The organism is Streptomyces sp. NBC_00341, assembly GCF_041435055.1.
Lineage (GTDB): Bacteria > Actinomycetota > Actinomycetes > Streptomycetales > Streptomycetaceae > Streptomyces.
In genome coordinates this window covers 2,141,774-2,164,167 of record NZ_CP108002.1, presented here as the reverse complement: position 1 = coordinate 2,164,167, position 22,394 = coordinate 2,141,774, and the positions used below count along the sequence as shown (strand labels likewise).

Genomic DNA, 22,394 nt, shown 5'->3' with positions numbered 1-22,394 from the left:
GTCAGCCTCCCTGAACCGCGGTCAGGACCTCGACCCGGTCGCCGTCCGAGAGCGCCGCGGCGGACCACTGGCCGCGCGGCACGACGGTCTCGTTCAGCGCCGCCGCGACCCCGGAGGGCGCTTCGGTCAGGGTCGCGACGAGGGAGTCCAGGGTGGTGCCCGCGGCGACGGTGACGGCCTCGCCGTTCACGGACACGGAGAGGACGGGCACGGAGGCGGGAGTGGGCGCGGTCATGCGGGCTGCTCCTGTCGTACGGGGGCGGCGGCCGGGAAGCGGCCGGGGGAGAAGGGGCGGGCCACCTCGGGCAGCTCGCCGTCGGCCAGCAGCTGGGCCATGGCGTCACCGGTGACCGGGGTGAGGAGCACCCCGTTGCGGTGGTGGCCGGTGGCGAGGTGGAGGCCGGGCAGCGCGGTGCGGCCGAGCAGCGGCGCGTTGTCGGGGGAGGCGGGGCGCAGACCGGCGCGGGTCTCGGTGAGCGGCAGCTCGGTGATGCCGGGCACCAGCTCGTGGGCGTCGCGCAGCAGCTCGTACACCCCGCCCGCCGTGACGGTGGTGTCCCAGCCCATCTCCTCGCTGGTGGCGCCGACCACCAGCTCGCCGTTCTCGCGCGGCACGAGGTAGAGGTGGCTGCCCCGGACCACGGCCCGCACGGTGCGGCTGAGGAAGGGGGCGTACGCGGGGGGTACGGTCAGCCGCAGCACCTGGCCCTTGACCGGGCGGACGGGCGGCCGGATGTGCTCCGGCACCCCCGCGAGCCGGCCGCTGAGGCTGCCGGCGGCGAGCACGACCTGGTCGGCCGACAGCTCCGAACCGTCGGCCAGTACCGCCCCGGTGGCCCGGTCGCGCACCACGGAGAGCCGCTCGGCCCGCTGCCGGTGGAAGACGACCCCGGCCCGCTCGCACGCCGTCAGCAGCGCGGCGGACAGCCGGCGCGGGTCGACCTGGTGGTCGCCGTCGACCCGCAGTCCGCCGCGCACGCCCGGCGCGAGCATCGGTTCCAGGCGCCGGCACTCCCGGCCGGTGAGCCACTGCGACTCCAGCCCGGAGCGGCGCTGCAGCTCGTGCAGCTCCCGCAGGTGGGCGCGGTCGTCGGTGTCCAGCGCGACGGCCAGGGTGCCGCAGGCGCGGAAGCCGATGTCCTGCCCGCTCGCCGCCTCCAGCTCGGCCGCGAACGCCGGATAGCGCGCGGCGGAGGCGAGGTTGAGCCCCAGCAGCATTTCCTCGCCGTAGTGCAGCTCGGTGACGGCGGCCAGCATTCCGGCCGCGACCCGGGCGGCCCCGCCGCCCGGGTCGGGATCGACGACCGCGATGGCCAGACCGCGCTGCGCGGCCCGCCAGGCGGTGACCAGGCCGATGATGCCGCCCCCGATGACGAGGACCTCGGACCCGCTCGTGCGGTGGACAGGCATGGGCATCCAGCCCCTCCCTTCGCCGGCATGACCCGGATCAGGTTCGTACGGTCGGAGGCCGCCCAGCCTCCCTCTCAGCCCGGTACGTCCGGGCTCCCGCGAGTCTTTTACGTGGGCCACCCTAGACCCAGCCCCTCCGGACGGGTAAAGCAGGAGGCCGGCGGTACGAGGACGGTGAGGAACCCCTTTCCTGACGGACCGTCAGTTGATTAAGGTGGTCGGGTGAACGAGCAGCAGCGGGCAGAGCGGCCGGAGCGGCAGTCGGAGCGGGCCGGGCGGCGGGTGGTCGTCGTCGGCGCGGGCATGGCGGGTGTGCAGACGGCGGTGGCCCTGCGGGAACAGGGCTTCGCCGGCGCCCTCACCCTCATCGGCGCCGAACCCCATCAGCCCTACGACCGTCCACCGCTGTCCAAGGCGGTGCTGCTGGGCAAGGCCGAGGAATCCGCCTTCGACATCGACTTCGAGACACTCGGCATCGAGTTGCGGCTGGGCCGCGAGGTCACGGGACTGCGCGCCGCGGACCACGAACTGGACACCTCGAAGGGGCCCGTCCCCTACGACGTCCTGGTCATCGCCACCGGAGCCGAACCCGTTGTGCTGCCCGGCTCCGAGGGGGTGCAGGGCGTCCATCTGCTGCGCACCCTGGACGACGCGGCGCGGCTGCGGCCCGTCCTGGACGCACGGCACACCGTCGTGGTCGTCGGCGCGGGCTGGATCGGCGCCGAGTTCGCCACCGCGGCCCGCTCGGCGGGCTGCGAGGTCACCGTCGTCGAGGCCGCGGAACACCCCCTCGCGGGCGCCCTGCCCACCGAGGTCGCCGCCCCGATGGCCGCCTGGTACGCGGAGAGCGGCGCCACGCTGCTGACCGGGGCGCGGGTGGCCGGGGTCGAGCCGGGCCGGGTGCTCCTGGCGGACGGCCGCAGCCTGCCGGCCGACGCCGTCGTCGTCGGGATCGGCGCACGGCCCGCCACCGGCTGGCTGGCCGGCTCCGGCGTCGCGCTCGGGCCCGACGGCTCCGTGACCGCCGACGCGGCGCTGCGCACCTCGCTGCCCGACGTGTACGCCGTGGGCGACTGCGCCTCGTTCCCCTCCGCGCGCTACGGGGCGCGGCTGCTGGTCCACCACTGGGACAACGCCCTCCAGGGGCCGCGGACCGCGGCCGCCCACATCGTCGGGGCGTCGCCGGACGGTGCGGAGCCGCCCGCCTACGACCCCGTGCCCTACTTCTGGTCCGAGCAGTTCGGCAGGTTCGTGCAGTACGCGGGCCACCACGAGGGCGCGGACACCCTGCTGTGGCGCGGCGATCCGGCCGGTCCCGCCTGGTCGGTGTGCTGGCTGCGGGACGGCGTGCTGGCCGCGGTGCTCTCCGTCGGCCGGCCGCGCGACCTGATCCAGGGACGCAAGCTCATCGAGGCGGGCAAACCGCTCGACGAGGGCCTTGCCGGTGACGCCTCGGTGCCGCTGAAGTCGGCCGTACGCCAGTAGCCGCGCGCCGCCGACGGGGTGCGCGGGGCCCTGAAGGGCGGAGTCCGGGTTTCGGCTGTCAGTCCGGGATGGCAGGCTTGTCCCGTGACCGAGATTGACGCAAAGATCGATGCTCTCGTCCCTGCCTGGCTCCACCTGCCCGATATCGCAGAAATGTTCGATATTCAGGTGACGCGTGTACGGCAGCTGGTCAAGGATGGCCAGCTCATCGCCGTACGACGTGGTGAGAACCGCGCACTCCAGGTGCCTGCCGCCTTCATCGACGGCGACAAGGTGGTCAAGGGCCTTTCCGGGACCCTGACGCTCCTGAGGGATGACGGCTACTCCGACGAGGAGATGCTGGAATGGCTCTTCACCCCCGACCCGAGCCTGCCGGGCACGCCCGCGCAGGCGCTGAGTGAGAATCGCGGCACGGAGGTGAAGCGCCGCGCCCAGGCGCTCGCCGTCTGACCTTCCGCCGTACCGGGGATGCGGACCGCGCCGCGCGGTCCGCATCCCTCCGCACCGCCTGACCGACGCCATCGCTCTCCCGGGGGAATCCAGCCATGTCCACGCCTCGCGCACCGCTGTCCGACGCCCGGCTCTACCTGTGCACGGACGCCCGCGGGCGCCAGGGAGACCTCCCCGAGTTCCTCGACGCGGTGCTCTCCGGCGGAGTGGACATCGTCCAGCTCCGCGACAAGGGGATGGAGGCGGCCGAGGAGCTCGAACACCTCGCGGTCCTCGCCGACGCGTGCAGGCGGCACGGCAAGCTCCTCGCGGTCAACGACCGGGCCGACGTGGCCCACGCCATCGGCTCCGACGTGCTGCACCTGGGCCAGGGCGACCTGCCGGTGCCCGCCGCCCGCGCGATCATCGGCCAGGACGTCGTCATCGGCCGCTCCACGCACGCGGAGGCCGAGGTCGACGCCGCCGTCGCCGAGCCCGGCGTGGACTACTTCTGCACCGGCCCCTGCTGGCCCACCCCGACCAAGCCCGGCCGCCACGCACCCGGTCTGGACCTCGTCCGCTACGCCGCCTCGCTCGCCCCGGCCCGCCCCTGGTTCGCCATCGGCGGGATCGACGCCGGCAACCTCGACGAGGTGCTCGACGCCGGAGCGCGCCGCGTCGTCGTCGTACGGGCCCTCACCGAGGCGACGGATCCGGCCGCCGCCGCCGCGGAGCTGGCCAAGAGGATCCGGGCGCGCGCCGACGTGTGATCCGGCGGGCCCGCCGGGGCCTTCCTGGGGGACGTGTTTGGGACATCGGTGTCCGAAGCGTGGACAAGAACCGGTCAATTCGGGTAAATCTCCCCAGTTCGGTTGGGTGGCCGTCGCGCCCTGGTTAACCTGCCGTTATGGCCTTCGGTACACCCTCCACCAGGACGGATCGCGCGCGCACCGTGCGCGAGATGCTCGCGACCGGCAAGACCCTGCACTCGTTCGAGTTCTGGGCGCCCAAGACCGAGAAGGGTGAACGGAACCTCTGGAACGCGCTGCGCCGGATCGAGGCGGTGGGGCCGAGCTTCGTCTCGGTGACGTACGGAGCCGGTGGGTCCACCCGGGCTGGGACGGTGAAGGCGACCCAGGACATCGCCGCCGAATCCACCCTCACCCCGGTCGCGCACCTCACGGCGGTCAACCACTCCATCGCCGAACTGCGCAACATGATCGGCCAGTACGCGGACGCCGGGATCCGGAACATCCTCGCCGTGCGCGGTGACCCGCCCGGCGATCCGATGGGCCCGTGGGTCGAGCACCCGCAGGGCGTGCGGTACGCGGCGGATCTCGTCCGGCTGATCAAGGAGTCCGGGGACTTCTGCGTCGGCGTCGCGGCATTTCCCGCGATGCACCCGCGCTCCGAGGACTGGGACACCGACATCCGGCATTTCGTGGACAAGTGCCGCGCCGGTGCGGACTATGCGATCACGCAGATGTTCTTCGACCCCGAGGATTATCTGCGGATGCGTGACCGGGTGGTCGCTGCGGGTTGCGACACCCCCGTCATTCCTGAGGTGATGCCCCTCACGAGCGTCCGCCAACTGGAAAGACTCGCCCAGCTCAGCAACGCGACGCTGCCGGCGTCCCTGAAAGAACGCATCCTCGCCGTCAAGGACGATCCCGCCGCTGTACGCTCCATTGGCATCGACTTCGCAACGCGGTTCTGCGCGAAGCTGCTCTCCGAGGGTGTCCCCGGGCTGCACTTCATCACGCTGAACAACTCGACGGCGACGCTCGAAATCTACGAGAATCTCGGACTGCACAAGCAGTCGTGACCGGCCGTACCCGCCGAGACCCCCGGCGGTGGCCGTAGAAGGGGGCGGGCATGGGCTGGACGGTCCTCTACATCGCGTTCGGCATCGTTGCGCTGTGGCTGCTCGGAGAGGTGCTGCTCCAGTACAAGGCGCGGCTCCGCTGGCGTCTGCTCGCCTTCACCGGCTTCGTCGGTGTGGTCATCGGTGTCCTGATGCCGTCCGTGCCCGTCATCGTGATCGGCGCGATCGCCTTCGCGACGGGCCAGACGTACGTCACGCTCTCGTTCCGGCGCGGTTTCTCGACCGGCTGGGCCATAGGCGGCAGCCCCGGCGAGAGCCGCCGCCGCCGTGGGAACACCGACCGCGAACCCCGGCTGCAGGTGTCGGACCTGGAGACGGAGTACGAGCCCGGCCCCACGCCGCCGGAGCCGTCCCACGCCCCGCAGAACCCGGCGGCGGTCTACGAGCCGGAGCCCCTGCCGGACGACACCGGCCAGTACGGCGTCTACGCCGACTCCCGGCCCCAGCAGGAACAGCAGCACCAGGGCCCCGAGCAGCCCCAGGGCCAGCCGCAGTACGCCGGCTACGACCCCTACACCGACTACTCCGCGTACCCGGCGCAGGGCCAGGACGCCTACGGCGGCCAGGACCCCTACGGCGGCCAGGGCGGCTACCCCGGCCAGGAGACCTACGCGGGCCAGGACGGCTACGCGGGAGCCGGGCAGTACGACTACGGCACCTCCGAGCAGCAGTACGCCGCGTACTCCGACCCGTACATCGGCACCGGCACGACCGCGGGCGCCCCGCAGTACGGCACGTACGACAGCTACGGGAACCACGACAGCAACGGCGGCCGGCCGCAGTACACCGACCCGTACGCCCCGTCCGAGCAGTACGCCCCCGAGACGCCTCCCGGCGGGGTCTGGGTGCCGCAGCAGCGCGAGGGCGAGCACTACGCCCCGATGCCCCCGGAGCAGCCCGCCCCCCAGCCGGCCCCGTACCCGAACGGCTACGACACCGGCCACAACGACCAGTACCGCTACTGAGCCCGGGAGCCGGTCACCCGGACGCGCCCGGCGCCGCTCGCCCGCCTCACTGCGATCCGCGGAAGCCGTCCCCCTCGACGATCAGCCCCGCGACCAGCGTCCCCGACATCCCCGCGTGCGCCGGCCCGCCGCCCGGATGAGACCAGCCGCCCGCCAGCAGCAGGCCGGGCACCCGGGTGCTGTTGCCCGCGTGCAGATACCCGCCCCCGGCCCCGGCCAGCGCGGGCGGCGGAACCGCGCCGCCCGCCGCGCCGGTCTCCGCCTCCGTCTCCGCGGGCGTCCGCACCTCCGCGTGGAGCACGCGTTCGCGCAGACCGGGCACGGCCGCCTCCGCCGCGTCGATCAGGGTGTCCGCGTACCGCTTGCGCAGCGCGGCGTCCGTCCAGTCCACCGCGCCGTGCGGGGCGACCGTCGCCATCAGGGTCACCGCCTCGTGGGCCGCGTCGGGACGGGTCGAGGGGTCGTCGGGGCGCAGCACCGTCACCGTGGGGCGCGCGGCGAGCCGGCCGCCGAACACCGCCGCGCGCTCGGCCGCCCCGTCCGCCGGATGAACCAGCGTCCGGTGCGCGGCATCCGAGGGACGGGCGCCGCGCAGTGACAGCAGCACCAGGAACCGGCCCGTCGCCCCGGCGCCGCCCGGCCGGGGCTGAACCGTCACATCGCCGTCCCGCCAGATCTCCTGACCGGGCATCAGCGCCGGGCGCGGCTGGGCACCCAGCACCACATGGGCGGCTTCGCGGACCGTCCCGTCGGCCAGCTCCACACCGGCCGCCCGGCCGTCCTTCTCCACCACCCGGGCCACCTCGGCGCCGAAGACGAACTCCACTTTGCGGGCAAGGCACCGCTCGTACACCGCCTGCGCCAGCGCCCGCATGCCGCCGGAGACGTACCAGCTGCCGAACGTCTCCTCCATGTACGGCAGCAGGGCCGCGCTCGCCGGGGCGTGCTGCGGATCCAGGCCGTAGGACAGCGCGTACCCGTCGAACAGGGCGGCCAGCCGGGGGTCCGCCAGCTCCCAGGAACCGACCTCCGCCACCGTGCCGGCCCGCAACGCCGGGCGCAGCAGCCGCCGCCGCACCGGGGCCGGATAAGGATCGCGGGCCAGCACCTGCCAGTCGGGGCGCAGCGGCTCCTCCAGCAAGGGCCGCCTGGACCGGTCCCAGGCATCCCCGGCCCGGTCCAGGAACGCGCCCCAGCGCTCACCCGCACCGTCCCCGAGCGCGGCGTCCAGCGCCGTGACGACTCCGGACCGCGAGGCGTTCGGCAGCGACACCGAGGTGCCGTCCGCGAAGACATGACGGCTCGCCGGATCGACCTGGGACAGCGTGACGCACCGCTCCAGCGGCTCCTTGCCCGTCTTCACGAACAGGTCGCGGTAGACCGCGGGCAGATGCAGCAGGGAGGGCCCGGTGTCGAAAGCGAAGCCGCCCTGGGCATGGCGGCCGAGCGAGCCGCCGAAGGTCTCGGACCGCTCGTACACCGTCACCCGGTGGCCTGCCACGGCCAGCCGGGCCGCCGCCGACATCGCGCCCATCCCGGCGCCGATCACCGCAATACGTGCCATGGCAGCGACCTTAACGGCCGCCACCGACGGCTCAGCCGTCAGGCCACCGGGAAGGGACGGCGGTCGGCCGCTTCTCCTCCCGCCGCTGCGCCCTGCGGCGCAGGAACCGGCGGATGCGGGAGGCCAGGAAGGCCAGTATCACCAGACCGAGCACCAGCAGCGTCCCGGCGATGGTGGCCGCGATCCAGGGATGGAATATGGCGAACGTGACGACCCCGGCCACGCCCAGGTCCTCGACCGTGCTCATGGCGATGTTGCTGAACGGCTCCGGCGAGGTGTTGACCGCCATCCTGGTGCCCGCCTTCACCAGATGGCTCACCAGCGCGGTGGAACCGCCGACGGCCCCGGCCGCCAGCTCCGGCAGCGAACCGTCCCCGCCCGCCAGCAGCGCCGCGACGACCGCTCCGGAGACCGGCCTGATGACGGTGTGGGCGGTGTCCCAGACCGAGTCCACGTAGGGGATCTTGTCGGCCACCAGCTCGCACAGGAAGAGCACACCGGCCACGACGAGCACATCGGTGCGCTGGAGCGAGGCGGGCACCTCGTCGCTCACACCGGTCGCGCCGAATATGCCGAGGAGGAGGACCACCGCGTAGGCGTTGATCCCGCTCGCCCAGCCGCTCGTGAACACCAGGGGGAGTACGGACACGGACGCGATCGTAACCAGTCGGCGTACGGGCGCGGGAGGGCTTCGGTGCGCAGGTCTGAGTATCCGTACCTAGTACGCGAGATGAGTAGGGACGCGGATGGGCCGCGACCTGCGCGGACGGCAGAGTGGTGACCACGGGAGGGGCGCCGCGACGGTACCGCCGGCACGGGGCGGCGGAACAGCCGCGGCGCCCCGTCCGAACGGGGGCAGCGACGGAGGGCCCGGGACCACGGGGGAACGAACGGGGTCACGGGGGAGGCTCTCCGGCAGTACGGATGACGCCGGTCAGGCGAGGCCCGGGGGGATCGGGCCCGGTCGGACCGGCGTCGTCGTGCGTCCGGACCGCCGGAGCCTGTGGGCTCGCGGCACGGCCGGGTCAGCGCCCGCTGACGCGGCCGTGCAGCAGCAGGGACAGCGCCGAGTGCACGTCGTCGATCGACCGCTCCGGCTGGAACGCCTGCCAGTCCAGCGCCGCCACCAGCACCATGCCGACGAGCGCGGCCGCCGTCAGCGGGATGTCGATCTCCTCGCTGAGCTCGCCGCCCGCGACTCCCGCCCTGAGCACTCCCTCGACCACGGCGACGGCCTCCTGACGCACCACCAGTAGGGTCGCCTGCCAGGCCCGGTTCGTGCGCCAGAGCTCCGCCACGTACAGCTGGGTGAAGGCGGGATAGCGGTCGATGAAGGCCAGACCCGCCCGGATCATGGCGTCCAGTGCCTCGACCCGGCTGCCGCCCCGGGCGTCGGTCTCCTCCTCCGCCGCACGCAGCGAGGCGGTGAGCAGTCCGACGCCGTGCCGCAGCAACTCCTCGAACAGCTCGGTCTTGCTCTTGAAGTTGTAGTAGACCGTGCCCTTGGCGACCCCGGCGCGCTCGGCGATCTCGTCCACCGTGGTGGCCGAGAAGCCCTTCTCGGCGATGAGGGTCACGGCCGCCTCGTAGAGCTTCTGCCGGGTGGCCTGGCGGCGCGTGGTGCTACTGCTTTCCATGCTCCTGATTCTCACAGGTCCCGGGCTGCTCACAGGCTCAGCTCCGGGTGCAGCCGGTCCACGGTCCACATCTGCTTGCGGCGCGCCGAGACGGCGGTCAGCGCGAGAGCGCCCGCGGTGAAGGCCGTCAGCACCGCGCAGCCCTGCCAGACAGGGCCGAGCCCGCCGCCCGTGATCAGCCGGCGCAGCCCCTCGACGACGTAGCTCATCGGCAGATAGGGATGGATCGCGTTGAAGAAGCCCGGACTGGTCTGGACGGGGTAAGTGCCCCCGGCCGAGGTCAGCTGGAGCATCAGCACCGCGAGGACGAGGATGCGCCCCGCCGCCCCGAAGCGGGCGTTCAGCCACTGCACGATCGCGGCGAAACAGCAGGTCACCAGCGCCAGGAAGCCGACCGTCCCGGCTGCCCGGACCATCTGCAGTCCGAGGCCCCAGTGCAGTACGGACATCAGGGCGGCCACCTGGAGCAGCCCGATCGCCGCCACCGGCAGCCAGCCCGCGAGGGCGATCCGCCAGGCCGGGGCCCCGGCGGCAAGCGCGCGCCGGTTCAGCGGCTGGATCAGCATGTACGCCACCATCGCGCCGACCCAGAGGGAGAGCGGGATGAAGTACGGCGCGAAGCCGGTGCCGTAGTTCGGGGCGGCGTGCAGCGACTGGGATGCGAGCTGCACCGGGTCGGCCATCACCCCGGTACGGGCGTCACGGTCCTTCTTGTCGTAGTCGGGGATCTTGCCGGCCCCCTCGTTGAGTCCCTGGGCGAGGGTGGCCGAACCGTCCTTGAGCCGGACCATCCCGCCGTCCAGGCTCGTCGCGCCCTTCTTCAGATCGCCCACGCCGGTGTTCAGCTCGGCCGAACCCGTCTGGGCCGTGGCCAGCCCGGTGTGCAGCTGGGCGGCGCCCTTGGCGACCTTGTGGGCGCCGGTGTTGAGCGCGTTGATCTTCTTGACCGCGCCGCTCAGGTCCTCGTCCAGGTGCGGTGAGCGCTCGGCGAGGGCGTCGGCCTGCTTCTGCAGGGTGGCCAGTTGGCCCCGGAGCGTCTTGAGGTCCCCGTGCTGGTTCGTCACCAGGACGTTCACGTCGTCGGCCACGGCCGCCACATCGGCGGCGGCCGTCACGGCCCGCTTGAGCGGTGCGCAGACGGTGGCGTCGGGGAGCGGCTGCTCCTCGCACCGGGTGCGGTGGACGGCGGCGAGATCGTCGGATGCCGTGTGCGCCGCGGTGGCGGCGGCGGGCGCGGCCTCGACCAGCACGTCGAGGTTGTCCCGTACGGTCTGCGAGGAATCGGCCACCAGCCGGGCGGTGTCCCCGATCGACTTTCCGTTGTCCTTCAGGAACGGGCGGATGTCGGCCGCCACCGCGTTCACCTTGTCGGCGAGCAACTGCGTGCCGTCCGCGACCTGGTGCGAGCCGGTCTTCAGGTCGCCCGCGCCGGTGTTCAGCTTGACGATGCCGCCGGCCAGCCGGCTGCTGCCCGCCTTCGCGTCCTTCAGCCCGTCCGCGAGGTCCTTGGAGCCCTTCTTCGCCTTGCCGATGCCGCCCCGGAGATCGTCGGCGCCCTTGGCGGCCTTCGCCGTCGCGTCGTGGAGATCGGAGAAGTTGATGAAGATCCGGTCCAGGAAGCCGCGCGAGGCGTTGGCAGAGGCGGCGGTGCGGACCTCGGAGAAGACCGTCCGGGAGATCTGGCCGACGATGTAGTTGTTCGCGTCGTTGGTGCGCACCTGGAGCGCGCCGGTCTCGGGGGAGTCCCCGGAGCTGGAGGCGATGCGCTCGCTGAAGTCCGACGGCATGCGCAGCGAGAGGTAGTACGTGCCGTCCTCGACGCCCTTGTCGGCCTCCTTCGCGCTGACCTCGTGCCAGTCGAAGACCTTGGAGTCGAGCAGCTTTCCAGTGATCTCGTCCCCGGCCTCGATGCGCTCGCCCTCGGCGGCGGCGCCCTTGTCGTCGTTGACCAGGGCGACCGGGATGCGGTCCAGGCGGCCGTACGGGTCCCAGAACGACCACAGGTACAGGGCGCCGTAGAGCAGTGGCAGCAGCAGGAGGGCGGCGAGGGCGGCCCTCGGCAGCCTGCCCCGGCCGAAGCGTCGCAGCTCAAGAGCGGCCAGTCGCGGCGAACGCATCGGCGGTCCCTTCGTCGTCCGTGTCGGTGCTGTTCTTGGTGGTGCTGGTGGTGCTGGTGGTGCCGGTGTCGGCGGTGCTCTCTGTGGTGCCGGCTCCCGTGCGTACGGTCACCGCGTCCTTCGGGGCCGGGCCGCTGCACACGGCCAGCACGGTCGTACCGTCGGCGGCGAGGGCGCGCAGCAGTTCCCAGGCCTCGGCGCGTTCGGCGTCGGAGAGTTTCAGGTCGGCGTCGTCCACCGCGATCAGCGCCGGCCGCCCGATCAGGGCGAGGGCGACGGAGAGCCGCAGTGCCTCCAGCCGCTCCAGATCCCGTACGCAGGTCCGTTCGGCCTTGGGCAGGGTGGCGGGGGCGAGCCCGGCCGCGTCCAGTGCCGCGTCGATCCGGGCCCCGGCCGCGGCGGCGCGCTCGCGGCGCGGGCGCAGCAGGGCGCGCAGGGACCCGTCGTAGCGGCGCTGGAGCAGGGCGCGTTCGCGCAGGTGCTCGGCGACCGTGAGGGCCGGGTCCAGCTCGCTGACCCCCGGCACGGGTCCCAGTGCGGCGATGCGCCGTACGGCGGCGGCCCGGCGCGGCAGGCGCAGCCCGCCGGTCTCCGCGCGGCCCTCCGACGGGCGCATCCGGCCGGTGAGGGTGAGCAGCAGGCAGGTGCGGCCGGAGCCGGAGGGGCCCTCGACCGCGACCAGGGAGCCGGGCCCGGCGCTGAAGGTCACATCCCGGAAGGCCCAGCCGCGCGGCCCCTTGAGCCCGAGATTCCCGGCGGTGACGGCGGCCCCGTGCGGGCTGTCCACAAGCTCTCCCCATCCATTTGAACTGACTGGTCAGTACAAAAAGGTAGCCCGAACTTGCGATCGAAGCAAAATCCCAGGTCAGGAGGCGATCGGGGCCGATTGTCAGTGGGGGCCGTCACGATGGATACAGACGGCCACCGAGCCGTTACGAGACAGGAGGTTCTGTCATGGCCCACTCGTCCGCAGCAGCCGCCCCGCGACGCCGCGCAGACGGCCCTGCCCCCTCACCGACCGGTCCGGCGCACGACGTCCACCCCGTTCTCCGGCGCGCCACGGCGCCGCCCGCCGCTCTCGATCTCCTCGCCCAGGCCCGCGCCGGCCTCGAAGAGGCAGCTGTTCTCGACGTGCCCAACGAGCGGTATGCCACCGCCCACCTCGCCGCGCTGCGCACCGCCGCCGCCGTGCTCGCCGTCCGGGGGCGCCCCGAGCCCTCCCGGCGGCGGCGCGAGAAGATCCGCAGCGCCTGGGAGGTCCTCCCCGAGCTCGCCCCCGAGCTGACCGAGTGGAGCGCGCTGTTCGCCTCCGGTGCCCGGCGCCGGGCCCGTGCGGAGGCGGGCATACCCGGTGCGGCGGGCCGGCGTGACGCGGACGATCTGCTGCGTGACGCGGCGATGTTCCTGCGCCTGGTGGAGCGGCTGCTGGTCCTCCAGCCGGTGCTCCCGCAGCCCCGCGGGGAGCGCTCCGACGAGTGAGGGCGGTGCGGGCGGCGCGAGGCAATAGGGTGGTCGGGACCTATCACCTGCGCTGTTCACGCTCCGCCCCCAGCGGCGGCCCGTGCCGAGGAGTCAACTGCCGTGTCGGACCAGCTGCGCCCCCGCGCCTCCCTCCGTACCGCCGTGGTCTGGGAGGTCCTCAAGGACGCCCTCGACCGTCAGGTCAAGGCGACCGGCAGGGATGCCCTGGACGTAGTGGACACCGGCGGCGGCACGGGCAACTTCGCCGTGCCGGTGGCCCGCCTCGGCCACCGGGTCACCGTCGTCGACCCCAGCCCCAACGCGCTCTTCGCGCTGGAGCGCCGCGCCGCGGAGGCCGGGGTGGCAGACCGGGTCCACGGTGTCCAGGGCGACATCCTCGGCCTGTTCGACGTGGTCGGGCGCGGTGGCTACGACGCGGCGCTCTGCCACGGAGTCCTGGAGTACGTGGACGACCCCGCACAGGGCGTGCGCAACGCGGTGGACGCGCTCCGGCCGGGAGGCGCCCTCAGCCTGCTCGCCGCCGGGCTGGGCGGCGCGGTCCTGGCCCGTGCGCTCGCCGGCCACTTCACCGAGGCCAGGCAGGCGCTCAGCGACCCGGCGGGCCGCTGGGGCGACGGCGACCCGATGCCCCGGCGCTACACGGCCGAGCAGCTCACCGAGCTGGTCTCCGCGGCCGGTGCCGAGGTCGGCGCGGTGCACGGCGTACGCGTCTTCGCGGACCTCGTTCCGGGCGTGCTGGTGGACACCGAGCCCGGCGCGATGGAAGCCCTGCTCAAGCTGGAGACGGCGGCCGCGGAACTGCCGGCTTTCCATTCGGTGGCGACCCAGCTGCACGTTCTGGGTGCCAGGCAGGCCTGAGCCACCGGCCGTATCACGCCGCTAGCGCGGCTGATCAGCAACGCAGCCGCAGACGGAGTACGGCCCAGCAGCCCCGATCAGCGCCTGAGCCCCGTATGATCGGAGGACACCATCCGGCATGATGGATCGGAGGTTGGGGAATCAACGCCTCAGCAGCTGAGCCGTCGTGGCGGCCCGGACTGGCTGATTGGCAATGAGGGCGGGTTTCACGGGGACGATTCCCTGCCTATCCTGGAAGGGCCGCATACCGGCCGCCCCCCGCGGCCGACGACGAGGAGGACTCCGTGCCGCTCTCGGAGCACGAGCAGCGAATGCTCGAGCAAATGGAGCGAGCGCTGTACGCCGAAGATCCCAAGTTCGCGACAGCGCTTGAGGGAAGCGGGCTGCGTACGTACACCCGGCGACGGGTCTACCAGGCAGTTGCTGGCTTCCTGGTGGGTATCGCGCTCCTCATGGCCGGAATGGTCGCCCAGCAGATCTGGATCAGCGTGGTGGGGTTCCTCGTCATGCTGGGCTGCGCGGTGCTCGCGGTCACGGGCTGGCGCAAAGCGCCCAAGCCCGGCGAGCAACAGACAGCAGGGACCGGAGGCGGGGGCGAGCGTCGACAGCCCAAACAGCGCCGGACCGTGATGAACCGGATCGAGCAGCGGTGGCAGCGCCGCCGCGATGAGCAGGGCCAGTAAGCGCTTCGAACACTTATGGGTGAGGGGCGGTCGCATTTCTGCGGCCGCCCCTCACACGTGTGTCCGCACAGGTGTGTCCGCCCCGGGAGAACGCCAGGGGGACACCGGTCGGACGGTGTGAGCCCGGCGGGTGTGAGCCCGGCGTCCGGGCGGGCCCGGCAGCCCACCCGGACACCGGGGCGGTGTCAGGCGGTGTCAGCCCTCCTGGCCGGACGGGCGCCGCGACCAGGCCGGTCGCCGCAGCCAGGCCGGTCGCCGGGGCAGGTGCCACCGGGCGGTCAGCGCTGCCCGGCGGTCAGAGGCCGCCCACACCACCCGTACGGCCGAGCGCGGTGCCACGATCGCGCGGAGCCGGAGCAGCCCGCCGACGGAGGCCCGCAGTGCGGCCCGTACGGTCTGCACGTCCTCGGAGAGCCCCGCCTCGGGCCGCGGCTCCGGCGCGTAGAGGACCTGCTCCACCGCGCCCGCCACCCGGTGCACCGCCTCGGCCCCGTTGGTGTCGAGCCGTCCCAGCCGCACGAGGCGCTCCGCGGCCTTGCGCGGGGTCAGGGACTCGTCCGGGACGATGCCGTGGTCCCACGCCGTATCGGTGATCTCCCGCCAGGCGGCCAGCGTTCTGGCGGTGACGTCACCCGGCGTACGCCCGGCGGAGAAGCCCAGCCTGCGGGCCCGTGCCCGGATCCGCCAGAGCATCGGCAGCATCGGCAGCAGCAGGACGAGCACCACCAGCAGGATCACGCCGACCACCGTGCCGGTCGGCGTCCCCGAATCCGTCGGGCCCACCGCTCCCGGCGCCACCGTGTTGCCGCACTCGCCCTGCTTGCGCGACTGCGCCGGGCAGCTCTCCGAGGCGGACGGGGCGACCGGCGTGGCGGCCGACGCGCCCGTCTCCGGCCGGTCCGGACCGGCCGGATCGCCCGAGGGGGCGTCCGGCAGGGTGTACGACGGGGCGGTGCCACGCGTCGGCGTCGGCTCGAACCGGGTCCAGCCCACGCCCTCGAAATACAGCTCCGGCCAGGCGTGCGCATCGCGCAGCCCGACCGACGTAGAACCGTCCGACTGCGTGGTCCCCGGAGTGAAGCCGATGGCGACCCTGGCGGGAATCCCGAGCGTCCGGGCCATCGCGGCCATCGTGAAGGAGAAGTGGACGCAGAAGCCCTCCTTGTCCTTCAGGAAGCGGCCGATCGCCGCGCTGCCGGTGCCGGAGTTCACCGAGGTGTTGTAGGTGAACCCGCCCTCGGAGGCGAAGTAGTCCTGCAGCTTCACCGCCTGCTCGTAGGCGTTTCCGGCGCCCCGCGTCACCTTGTCCGCCGTCTCCCTGACCACCTTCGGCAGCGAGTCGGGCACCCGGGTGTACTCGCGCTGGATGGCGGCCGGGGCCGGTCCCGCGTCGGCCAGCTGGTCCGACGTCGGTTGCACGACCAGGCTGGACACCTGGTACTGCGCCCCCTGGGTCGTCTCCCCGCCGTCACCGACGAGGGTGCGCCCCTCGGACTCGTACCGCCAGTGCCCGCCGACCCGGACCTCGGTCGCCGGATAGGGCAGCGGCAGATACGTCTGCCGGTACGAACTGGACGCGGAGATGTTCGAGCTGATCTCCGTGACCGCGACCTCCGGGGACAGCCCCCCGGGGCTCGGCAGCCGCTTCGGCACGTCCTTCAGCCGACGGGTCGACGCCCGCCATTCGTTGCCGTTGAACTGGTCCAGCGCCAGGATCCGCAGATAGAAGTCCTGTGGGCTGTTCGAGTTGGTGCGGTAGGACATCACCTGCCGGTTCTCCGGCTGGTTGAGGTTGTTCTGCAGGGAGACGAGCGGGTTCACCGCGGAGATGGTGCCGCCACCGCCCCCCTTCCCGTTGCCGGCCCCCGAACCGGACAGCAGACCGCTGTCGAGAGCGGGCAGCGCCGCGGGCACGACCAGCGCGATTCCCAGGGCCAGCGCGCCGATCCGCCGCCCCGTGCGCACCGGCGCGAGCGCTCCGCCGCCCGACAGGCCGCCACCGACCGGACCTCTGGCGGGCCCGGCCGCACCGGCGAAGACCCGTCCCCACTGCGAGAGCCGGTCGCGCCCCTCGGCCAGCAGCAGAAGCAGGTAGCCGCAGGCGGCGAGGAGGAACCACAGCCAGTCCGCGCCGCCGTCCGACAGCCCTGCCGCGACGGAGTACAGGGCCAGCAGGGGGAGCCCGGCCGGCGCGGCACTGCGGAACGTCACCGCCAGCACGTCCACCGCCAGACCGACCAGCAGCACACCGCCCACCAGCATCAGCCGGATGCCCGCCGTGGCCGGAGCCGGAATCGCGTACCGGCTGACGTCATCGGCACCCTCCGACAGCAGATCCGCGAGCAGCATCACGGTCTGCGGCCCCGGCAGGAACCCCGCCAGCGCCTGCTCCCGGGCGAACGCCACGGTGAGCAGCATCAGCGTGACCAGCAGCTGCACGGCGACGGTCAGCAGCCGCGGCAGCGGCACCCGGCGGCCGAGCGCACCCACCCCGTACTGGATGGCCAGCAGGAACGCGGCCTGCACCAGCCAGCTGACCGGATCGACCAGCGGCAGCATCGAACACGCCGCCATCAGCGTCGCCGCATAGGCGCACAGCGCCAGCCGACCACGACCGCTCATGCCCGTCCCCTCATGACCAACCACCGGAGAAACCTGTCGTACCGCCCGTCGAGCCGCCCACGGCCGCGGACTGGGTGAGCGAACCGAGATGGCTCGCCTGCTGCCACAGCCCGGCGAGTCCGGTGCCGGGCTTCACCGCGACCGCCGTCCACCCCGACTCGCGCAGCAGCCGCAGCCGCTGTTCGGACGCCTCCTCCGCGGCGGGCGACTCACCGTGCACCCAGGCGGCGCTGTCCAGTACGAAGGCGACGGCACCACCGCTGCGCTGCCGCATCCGGGCGGCCACCGCCGCCTGCTCCTCGTCCAGTTCGCCCAGGAAGGCGATCAGCAGACCCTCGTTGCCGCCGCGCAGCACGTCGTACGCCCGGGAGAGACCGCCCCCGTCGGAGTTGTCCACCTCGGCGAGGGTGTCCATCATCAGCCCGGCCGCGGCCGCCGGGTCCTGGCCGGAGCCGGAGAATCCGCTCGCCCCCTCGACCGGGAGCGCGTTGCCCTCGTCCGTCAGGAGCCGGACGGAGAAGCCCCGTTCCAGCATGTGCATCAGCGCGGAGGCTGCCCCGGACACCGCCCACTCGAACGCCGAGTCGGGCCCCGTCCCCTGGTAGGCGATCTGCCGGGTGTCCAGCAGCACCGTGCATCTGGCCCGCTGCGGCTGCTCCTCACGGCGCACCATCAGCTCGCCGTAGCGCGCGGTCGAGCGCCAGTGGACGCGGCGCAGATCGTCGCCGTGCCGGTAGCCGCGCGGGATCACGTCGTCCTCGCCGGCCAGCGCCAGGGACCGCTGCCGCCCCTCGCCGTACCCGGAGGACTCGCCCGCCAGCCGCACCGGCGGCAGCGGTTCGGTCCGGGGTATGACGACGAGGGAGTCGTACGCGGTGAACGAACGCGTCAGCTCGCACATCCCGAACGGATCGCTCAGCCGCAGCTGCAACGGGCCGAGCGGATAGCGTCCCCGCAGATCGGACCGCACCCGGTAGGACACCTCGCGCCGGCCGCCCGCCTCCACCCGGTCCAGGACGAAGCGGGGCCGGGGACCGAGCACGTACGGCACCCGGTCCTGAAGCATCAGCAGGCCGGTGGGCAGCCGCGAGACGTTGTCCATCCGCAGGTGGACCCGCGCCTCCGTGCCCGCGGACACCCGGGACGGCGAGAGCCGCCTGGTCCCCGCGACCCGGTACCGGGTCCGGAAGAGCACCGCCACACAGACCAGCGGCAGCACGGCGAGCAGCAGTCCGACCCGCAGCAGATCCCCCTGGCCCAGCACATACGCGCAGACCGCGGCGGCGATACCGGCGGCGAGGAAGGACCGGCCCCGGGTGGTCAGCCCGCTCAGAGCGGCCCGCAGGCCCCCCTTGTCGTCGCCGTCGTCCATCGCGGTGGGCCCCCCGGCGCTCATCAGAGCCGCCGTACGCCGGGCTGCCGGGTGTCGTACGCGGTGCCCGGTTGATGCGGCGGGGCCGGGACGGACGCACCGCCCGCGGCGGTCGGCACCGGGGTCTGCTGGAGGATCTCCTGCACGACCTGCTCCGCGGTACGGCGGTTCAGCTGGGCCTGGGCCGTGGGCAGCAGCCGGTGTGCGAGCACCGCGACCGCCAGTGCCTGTACGTCGTCCGGCAGGCAGTAGTCCCGCCCGCTCAGCGCCGCGGTGGCCTTGGCCGCGCGCAGCAGGTGCAGGGTGGCGCGCGGCGAGGCGCCGAGTCTGAGATCGGCATGGCTGCGGGTCGCCCCGACGAGCTGCACCGCGTACCGGCGGACCGCGTCCGCGACATGGACCGTGCGCACGGCCTCGATCAGCTTCGCGATGTCGTGTGCGTGTGCCACCGGCTGGAGGTCGTCCAGGGGCGAGACGCCGCCGTGCACATCGAGCATCTGCAGCTCGGCCTCCGGGCTGGGGTAGCCGATCGACACCCTGGCCATGAACCGGTCGCGCTGGGCCTCGGGCAGCGGATACGTGCCCTCCATCTCCACCGGGTTCTGGGTGGCCACGACCATGAAGGGATCGGGCAGCTCGTAGGAGTGCCCGTCGATCGTGACCTGGCGCTCCTCCATCGACTCCAGCAGCGCGGACTGGGTCTTGGGCGAGGCGCGGTTGATCTCGTCGCCGATCACGATCTGGGCGAAGATCGCACCCGGTTTGAACTCGAACTCGCGGCGCTGCTGGTCGAAGATGGAGACCCCGGTGATGTCCGAGGGCAGCAGGTCCGGTGTGAACTGGATACGCCGCACCGAGCAGTCGATGGACCGCGCCAGCGCCTTGGCCAGCATGGTCTTGCCGACGCCGGGGACATCCTCGATCAGCAGATGCCCCTCCGCGAGCAGCACGGTCAGCGAAAGCCGTACGACCTCAGGCTTGCCCTCGATCACACTCTCCACCGACCTGCGCACCCGCTCCGCTGTGGTGGTCAGATCTGTGAGGCTCGCTCGATCGTCATAGGTCGTCACCCGGCCCTCCTCGGCCCTGCCCCACGCTCACCAGGAGCACGGGATTCCCCAGTCACGGTCCGGTGCTCCTGTACGGCCCGGCCCACCCCGAAATACGGACACCTCGGCGGACGGTGTCCGACCGGGGTGTCACACCCGCATTCTTGTTGCCGTTACCGCTTCGTGTCACTCGCCTGTGGACAACTGGGGCCGATATGTCGGGTTGGGCGGGTTTTTCGATGCCCGAAAGGGTCTTTCCTGAGGTCAGGAAGCCGGAAGGATCTCGCGCAGCAGACCGGTGGTCACGTCGAACACAAACCCTCGGACGTCGTCCTTGTGCAGCAGGAACGGGGAGGTGCGCACCCGCTGGATCGACTGCCGGACATCCTGGTCCGCGTCGGTGTAGGCCTCCACGGCCCAGACCGGGCGCTGGCCGACCTCGCCCTCGAGCTCCTGGCGGAACTCCTCGGTGATCGACTCCATGCCGCAGTTCGTGTGGTGGATCAGTATCACGCTGCGGGTGCCGAGGGCCCGCTGGCTGATGGTCAGCGAGCGGATCACGTCATCGGTGACCACGCCGCCCGCGTTGCGGATGGTGTGACAGTCACCGAGCGCCAGGCCGAGCGCCTTGTGCAGGTCGAGCCGGGCGTCCATGCAGGCGACGACGGCGACGCGCAGCACCGGCTTCGCGTCCATGCCGGGATCGCTGAACTCGGCGGCGTACTCGCCGTTCGCATCGACGAGGCGGTCGGTGACCGTACCGCCGGAGTTGGCCCGGCCTGCGGCGGGGGCGGACGGCTCGGCGGGGGAATGCGCGGAAATCGACATGGACAAGACGTTAGCCCGGCCCGACCGCTCCGGCGTGGCGTGGAAGCGGACAAAGAACGTCAACGGGGTTTGTTGTGAGGTAACCCACAAGCCTCACTCCCGGTCACCCGGCCGGGTGAACAAAGGGAGGGCCGACGCGCTGCCGGGTTGATTGATCGGGAATCGATCGAATGGCAGGGTGGAGCAGGACCGACTGCCGGTCGGTCTAAAGTGACGGGAAGTTACCGACACCCTGCACATTCCGAAGTTTCCCCGTGTGCGCGGCGTACGTACGGCCCGGCCCTCTCCCGCTCGCCGGTCGGCTGACGCCCCTTCCCCGGCGCCGGCGGACCTCCCCTTCGCGAGCGGGCGGGGACCAGGCCGTACGTGCCGCCACCCGGGACCTGAGCCTGAGAGGGCGCATGAGCCAGACCCGACACGTCCCGGTGATGCTCCAGCGGTGCCTGGACCTGTTGGCCCCGGCTCTGGAGGCACCGGGACCGCAGCAGCCCGTGGTCGTCGACTGCACGCTGGGCCTCGGCGGACACAGCGAGGCGCTGCTCTCGGCCTTCCCCACCGCGCGGCTGATCGCGCTGGACCGGGACAAGGAGGCGCTGCGCCTCTCGGGTGAGCGGCTCGCCCCCTACGGCGACCGCGCCACCCTGGTGCACGCCGTCTACGACGAACTGCCCGAGGTGCTCGACCGGCTCGGCGTCCCCGAGGTCCAGGGGGTCCTGTTCGACCTCGGCGTCTCCTCCATGCAGCTGGACGAGGCGGAGCGCGGGTTCGCGTACGCCCAGGACGCCCCGCTCGACATGCGCATGGACCAGACGACCGGCATGGGCGCCGCCGAGGTCCTCAACACCTATCCGCCCGGCGAACTGGTCCGGATCCTGCGGGCGTACGGCGAGGAGAAGCAGGCCAAGCGGATCGTCTCCGCCGTCGTCCGCGAGCGCGAGAAGGAACCCTTCAGCAACAGCGCCCGGCTCGTCGAGCTGATCCGCGACTCACTGCCGCAGGCCGCCAAGCGCACCGGCGGCAACCCCGCCAAACGCACCTTCCAGGCCCTGCGCATCGAGGTCAACGGCGAACTGACCGTGCTGGAACGGGCGATCCCGGCCGCGGTACGGAGCCTCGCCGTGGGCGGGCGCATCGCCGTCCTCTCGTACCACTCGCTGGAGGACCGGCTGGTCAAGCAGGTGCTCGCGGCGGGCGCCGCCAACACCGCTCCGGCCGGGCTGCCCGTCGTCCCCGAGCGCTACCAGCCCCGGCTGAAGCTGCTGACCCGGGGCGCGGAGCTGCCCACGGAGGAGGAGGTCGCCGAGAACCGGCGCGCCGCCCCCGCCCGGCTGCGAGGCGCCCAGCGGATCAGGGCGGAGGAGCGATGAGCCCCCGGGACCCCGGCGGGCTGACAGGGCCGAGGGACGGGGCGGTGCGGTGAGCAAAGCGGCCGGGCAGTTGAAAGGGCGTGCCGCACGGCTCACCCGGCTGATGCCGGCCGGGCCGAGCAACGCCGCCCGGACCCCCTTCGTCCTGCTGGTCGTCCTGCTCCTGGGCGGCGGCCTGATCACCCTGCTCGTGCTCAACTCCGCGCTCAACGAAGGATCGTTCCGGCTGAGCGAGCTGAAGAAGCGCACCACCGACCTGACCGACGAGCAGCAGGCGCTCCAGCACGACGTGGACAGCTCCGCAGAACCCGACGCGCTCGCCCGGCGGGCCCGGGAACTGGGCATGGTCCCCGGCGGCAGCCCCGTCTTCCTCGGCCCCGACGGCAAGGTCCGCGGCGTGCCCTCCGCCGCCACCTCGGAACCGGCCCCCGCGCCCCCGCAGAAGACCATCGCGCCGCCGCAGCCCCCCGCGAGCGCGGCGACCCCCTCCGGTTCGCCCGCGTCCGGCGCCCCCACCCCGTCGGGCAGCGCGGCCACCGGACCGAGCACCTCCGCCGCCGGCCCCGGCCCGGCCGCGCCGAGCACCCCGGCGGCCCCGCGTACCCCGGCAGACCAGACCTCCTCGAGCCCCGGCAGGTGAC

Annotated in this window: 21 protein-coding genes and 1 riboswitch; of the genes, 10 read left to right on the top strand and 11 right to left on the bottom strand. The window is 72.8% G+C overall.

The window, feature by feature from the left end; all coding sequences use genetic code 11:
* Position 1 precedes the first annotated feature (1 nt).
* Together thiS and thiO are read right to left on the bottom strand one after the other, a co-directional pair.
* Positions 2 to 235, bottom strand: coding sequence for a sulfur carrier protein ThiS (gene thiS / locus OG892_RS09620; protein WP_073735552.1), 234 nt, complete (start codon positions 233 to 235; stop codon positions 2 to 4).
* On the bottom strand, positions 232 to 1,410 hold the full coding sequence (thiO, locus tag OG892_RS09615; protein ID WP_073735653.1) for a glycine oxidase ThiO: 1,179 nt from the start codon (positions 1,408 to 1,410) through the stop codon (positions 232 to 234). Before thiO ends, thiS begins: the two co-directional genes overlap by 4 nt.
* Positions 1,408 to 1,520: riboswitch (TPP riboswitch) on the bottom strand. (Overlaps the previous gene by 3 nt.)
* Before the next feature lie 193 nt (positions 1,521 to 1,713).
* On the opposite strand from thiO, the gene OG892_RS09610 reads away from it, so the two are divergent.
* The 5 genes from OG892_RS09610 to OG892_RS09590 all read left to right on the top strand — a co-directional run bounded on the left by OG892_RS09610 (position 1,714) and on the right by OG892_RS09590 (position 6,174).
* Positions 1,714 to 2,895, top strand: coding sequence for an NAD(P)/FAD-dependent oxidoreductase (locus OG892_RS09610; RefSeq protein ID WP_371631604.1), 1,182 nt, complete (start codon positions 1,714 to 1,716; stop codon positions 2,893 to 2,895).
* Positions 2,896 to 2,979: 84 nt separating this feature from the next.
* Complete coding sequence (locus tag OG892_RS09605) at positions 2,980 to 3,345, top strand: Rv2175c family DNA-binding protein (RefSeq protein WP_073735550.1); 366 nt, start codon at positions 2,980 to 2,982, stop codon at positions 3,343 to 3,345.
* Positions 3,346 to 3,440: 95 nt separating this feature from the next.
* Positions 3,441 to 4,094, top strand: a complete 654-nt coding sequence (gene thiE, locus OG892_RS09600) for a thiamine phosphate synthase (RefSeq protein WP_363222915.1) — start codon at positions 3,441 to 3,443, stop codon at positions 4,092 to 4,094.
* Positions 4,095 to 4,231: 137 nt separating this feature from the next.
* Positions 4,232 to 5,149, top strand: a complete 918-nt coding sequence (gene metF, locus OG892_RS09595; RefSeq protein ID WP_371628914.1) for a methylenetetrahydrofolate reductase [NAD(P)H] — start codon at positions 4,232 to 4,234, stop codon at positions 5,147 to 5,149.
* Positions 5,150 to 5,199: 50 nt separating this feature from the next.
* The gene (locus OG892_RS09590) at positions 5,200 to 6,174 is read left to right on the top strand and encodes a hypothetical protein (RefSeq protein ID WP_371628913.1); all 975 of its coding nucleotides are present in this window, start codon (positions 5,200 to 5,202) and stop codon (positions 6,172 to 6,174) included.
* Between the two features lie 46 nt (positions 6,175 to 6,220).
* Here the strand turns inward: OG892_RS09590 and OG892_RS09585 are convergent, their stop codons facing one another.
* The 5 genes from OG892_RS09585 to OG892_RS09565 form a co-directional block, all read right to left on the bottom strand.
* Positions 6,221 to 7,738, bottom strand: a complete 1,518-nt coding sequence (locus OG892_RS09585; protein ID WP_371628912.1) for a phytoene desaturase family protein — start codon at positions 7,736 to 7,738, stop codon at positions 6,221 to 6,223.
* 31 nt (positions 7,739 to 7,769) lie between these two features.
* Positions 7,770 to 8,387: a DUF4126 domain-containing protein gene (locus OG892_RS09580; protein WP_371628911.1), complete on the bottom strand. Its 618-nt coding sequence runs from the start codon at positions 8,385 to 8,387 to the stop codon at positions 7,770 to 7,772.
* Positions 8,388 to 8,763: 376 nt separating this feature from the next.
* A complete protein-coding gene (locus OG892_RS09575) occupies positions 8,764 to 9,375 on the bottom strand; it encodes a TetR/AcrR family transcriptional regulator (protein WP_073735544.1) in 612 nt (203 codons plus the stop codon).
* A gap of 29 nt (positions 9,376 to 9,404) precedes the next feature.
* Positions 9,405 to 11,492: a YhgE/Pip family protein gene (locus OG892_RS09570; protein ID WP_371628910.1), complete on the bottom strand. Its 2,088-nt coding sequence runs from the start codon at positions 11,490 to 11,492 to the stop codon at positions 9,405 to 9,407.
* Positions 11,464 to 12,279 (bottom strand): ATP-binding cassette domain-containing protein, encoded by an 816-nt coding sequence (locus tag OG892_RS09565; protein WP_371628909.1) that lies wholly within the window; start codon positions 12,277 to 12,279, stop codon positions 11,464 to 11,466. The genes OG892_RS09570 and OG892_RS09565 overlap by 29 nt, the downstream gene beginning before the upstream one ends.
* 167 nt (positions 12,280 to 12,446) lie before the next feature.
* On the opposite strand from OG892_RS09565, the gene OG892_RS09560 reads away from it, so the two are divergent.
* From OG892_RS09560 to OG892_RS09550, 3 genes are all read left to right on the top strand, one after another.
* On the top strand, positions 12,447 to 12,971 hold the full coding sequence (locus tag OG892_RS09560) for an SAV_6107 family HEPN domain-containing protein (protein ID WP_073735541.1): 525 nt from the start codon (positions 12,447 to 12,449) through the stop codon (positions 12,969 to 12,971).
* A gap of 102 nt (positions 12,972 to 13,073) precedes the next feature.
* Positions 13,074 to 13,832, top strand: a complete 759-nt coding sequence (locus tag OG892_RS09555) for a methyltransferase (RefSeq protein WP_371628908.1) — start codon at positions 13,074 to 13,076, stop codon at positions 13,830 to 13,832.
* 284 nt (positions 13,833 to 14,116) lie between these two features.
* A complete protein-coding gene (locus OG892_RS09550) occupies positions 14,117 to 14,515 on the top strand; it encodes a DUF3040 domain-containing protein (protein WP_024493487.1) in 399 nt (132 codons plus the stop codon).
* 195 nt (positions 14,516 to 14,710) lie between these two features.
* Here the strand turns inward: OG892_RS09550 and OG892_RS09545 are convergent, their stop codons facing one another.
* From OG892_RS09545 to OG892_RS09530, 4 genes are all read right to left on the bottom strand, one after another.
* Positions 14,711 to 17,137, bottom strand: a complete 2,427-nt coding sequence (locus OG892_RS09545; protein WP_073735539.1) for a DUF3488 and transglutaminase-like domain-containing protein — start codon at positions 17,135 to 17,137, stop codon at positions 14,711 to 14,713.
* Between the two features lie 10 nt (positions 17,138 to 17,147).
* The gene (locus OG892_RS09540; protein WP_371628907.1) at positions 17,148 to 18,533 is read right to left on the bottom strand and encodes a DUF58 domain-containing protein; all 1,386 of its coding nucleotides are present in this window, start codon (positions 18,531 to 18,533) and stop codon (positions 17,148 to 17,150) included.
* The gene (locus OG892_RS09535; protein ID WP_073735537.1) at positions 18,533 to 19,579 is read right to left on the bottom strand and encodes a MoxR family ATPase; all 1,047 of its coding nucleotides are present in this window, start codon (positions 19,577 to 19,579) and stop codon (positions 18,533 to 18,535) included. Before OG892_RS09535 ends, OG892_RS09540 begins: the two co-directional genes overlap by 1 nt.
* A gap of 243 nt (positions 19,580 to 19,822) precedes the next feature.
* Positions 19,823 to 20,386: a carbonic anhydrase gene (locus tag OG892_RS09530; RefSeq protein WP_073735536.1), complete on the bottom strand. Its 564-nt coding sequence runs from the start codon at positions 20,384 to 20,386 to the stop codon at positions 19,823 to 19,825.
* Positions 20,387 to 20,787: 401 nt separating this feature from the next.
* On the opposite strand from OG892_RS09530, the gene rsmH reads away from it, so the two are divergent.
* The gene (gene rsmH / locus OG892_RS09525) at positions 20,788 to 21,753 is read left to right on the top strand and encodes a 16S rRNA (cytosine(1402)-N(4))-methyltransferase RsmH (RefSeq protein ID WP_073735535.1); all 966 of its coding nucleotides are present in this window, start codon (positions 20,788 to 20,790) and stop codon (positions 21,751 to 21,753) included.
* A gap of 103 nt (positions 21,754 to 21,856) precedes the next feature.
* Complete coding sequence (locus OG892_RS09520) at positions 21,857 to 22,393, top strand: cell division protein FtsL (protein WP_073735534.1); 537 nt, start codon at positions 21,857 to 21,859, stop codon at positions 22,391 to 22,393.
* The last annotated feature ends 1 nt before the right edge of the window (position 22,394 follow it).